Source organism: Streptomyces sp. NPDC054932 (assembly GCF_053610205.1).
On record NZ_JBSGXU010000382.1, the window covers coordinates 1 to 1844 of the forward strand.

Below are 1844 nucleotides of genomic sequence, written 5' to 3' on the forward strand. Positions count from 1 at the left end.
GTGCATCGCAAGACGGAGAGGCGCAGCTCGTACCTGTTCGTACTCGCGCGCTTCGACAACGCGGCGAGGCGCCGTGCCGGGCGTCGCGGGCCGGGCGGGACTTTGCGGGCACCCCCTGGGCCCGGAGGATTCCACGACGCCGACCCGCCCCCGGTGACGGGCGCAGCGGGCCTCGCCCGTCTGCTCCCGGCTCAGCACGTCATCCTTCACGACGGGGATCTCTCCTTGCCCGGAGCCGCGCCTCACCTGTCCCGCCCTCCTGGGCTGCCGCTCGGCCGCGGGTCAGTCGGTGACCAGGGCCAGGACGAGACCGTCGTAGCCCTTGCTGCCGACGGTCTGGAGGGCGGTGGCCGTCAACCGCGGGTGTTCGGCGATGAGCTCGGTGAACCGGCGGACGCCCTGGACGCGGGGGTCAGGGCTGTCCGGGTCGACGACGGCGCCGTCGCGGACGACGTTGTCGCCGATGATGACGCTGCCGGGCCGGGTGAGCTTCAGGGCCCACTGGAGGTACTCCGGGTTCGACGGCTTGTCGGCGTCGATGAAGACCAGGTCGAAGGGGGCCTCGTCGGTGAGCCCGGGCAGCAGGTCGACGGCGCGCCCGCGCCGGATCTCGACGACGTGGGACACCCCGGCCCGGGCGATGTTCGCGGCGGCGACGTCGGCGCACCGCTCGTCGACCTCCAGCGTGACCAGCCGGCCGTCGGCCGGGAGGGCGCGGGCCAGCCAGATGGTGCTGTAGCCGCCCAGGGTGCCGATCTCCAGGATGCGGCGGGCGCCGCGGACGCGGGCGAGCAGGTTCAGCAGCTTGCCCTGGTTCGGGGCCACTTGGTGGGCGGGCAGGCCGGCGGCCTCGGCATCGGCGGCCGCGCGGACCAGGGCCTCGTCCTCGTCGACCAGGAGGCCGTCGAAGTAGTGGTCAACGGCCGTCCACGTCTGCTGAGCCATGGGGCGCCCTCTCTCACATCGGGTCAGTTTCCTCTGGGAACTTATAGCAGGCGGTGGGGTTTCGACAGGGAGCCGAGCCGTGTGCCGCTGCGGTCCGGACCGCTTCGGCCGCAGCGTCATCGGGCCCCGGAACAGCCCGGCACCGGTATGGCGGTGGCCCACCGGGACGGAGTCGCTGTAGCGGTCCGCCGGACGAGGAGCCGGGTGGAGCGGGTTGGGCCCGTCGAAAATGCCTCGACACCGGTCGCGGTGGTCGGGGATGCTTCGCGCGATGATCAGAATCGACGACACGCCGCCCTCGTGGGACGAGCGCACCCAGCTCACCACGTTTCTCGACTACACACGTGACACCGCCCGCGCCAAGTGCGATGGCGTGTCTGCGGAGAACGCCCGCAAGGCGCTCCTGCCGGGATCACCGCTGATGACGATGAGCGGAGTGATCAACCACCTCCGCTGGGTCGAGTACTACTGGTTCCAGGTGGTCTTCCTCGGCGAGGAGGACCGGGGCCCGTGGACCGAGGAGGACCCCGACCGCGAGATGCGCATCGCCGTCGACTTCCCGCTCACGCAGTTGCTCGACGAATACGCCGAACAGAGCTCCCGCTACCGCGAACTGGTCGCCGGGAACGGCCTGGACGACCGGGCCGAGCGAACCATCCGCGACGGCCTCCGGGTCGACCTGCGCTGGATCCTCCTTCACCTCACCGAGGAGACGGCCCGCCACAACGGCCACCTGGACATCCTGCGCGAGATGCTCGACGGCACGACCGGCGGCTAGGCCGTCTCTTTCGGATCTTGCCGGGTCCGCGCCGCCCGGCACCGCACCTCGCCGCGTTGTCGGAGCACCGCAGTACGTCCAGTACAACGGCGCTCCTCCGCCCAGGGGGCACCTCCCAGCG

2 protein-coding genes are annotated in these 1844 nt (G+C 71.4%); one reads left to right on the forward strand and one right to left on the reverse strand.

The window, feature by feature from the left end; translation table 11 throughout:
• Positions 1–282: 282 nt before the first annotated feature.
• On the reverse strand, positions 283–945 hold the full coding sequence (locus ACWGE1_RS40960; protein ID WP_453425553.1) for an O-methyltransferase: 663 nt from the start codon (positions 943–945) through the stop codon (positions 283–285).
• A 271-nt stretch (positions 946–1216) separates the two neighbouring features.
• Here ACWGE1_RS40960 and ACWGE1_RS40965 point away from each other — a divergent pair, with 271 nt between their 5' ends.
• Positions 1217–1723: a DinB family protein gene (locus ACWGE1_RS40965; protein WP_453425554.1), complete on the forward strand. Its 507-nt coding sequence runs from the start codon at positions 1217–1219 to the stop codon at positions 1721–1723.
• Positions 1724–1844 lie beyond the last annotated feature (121 nt).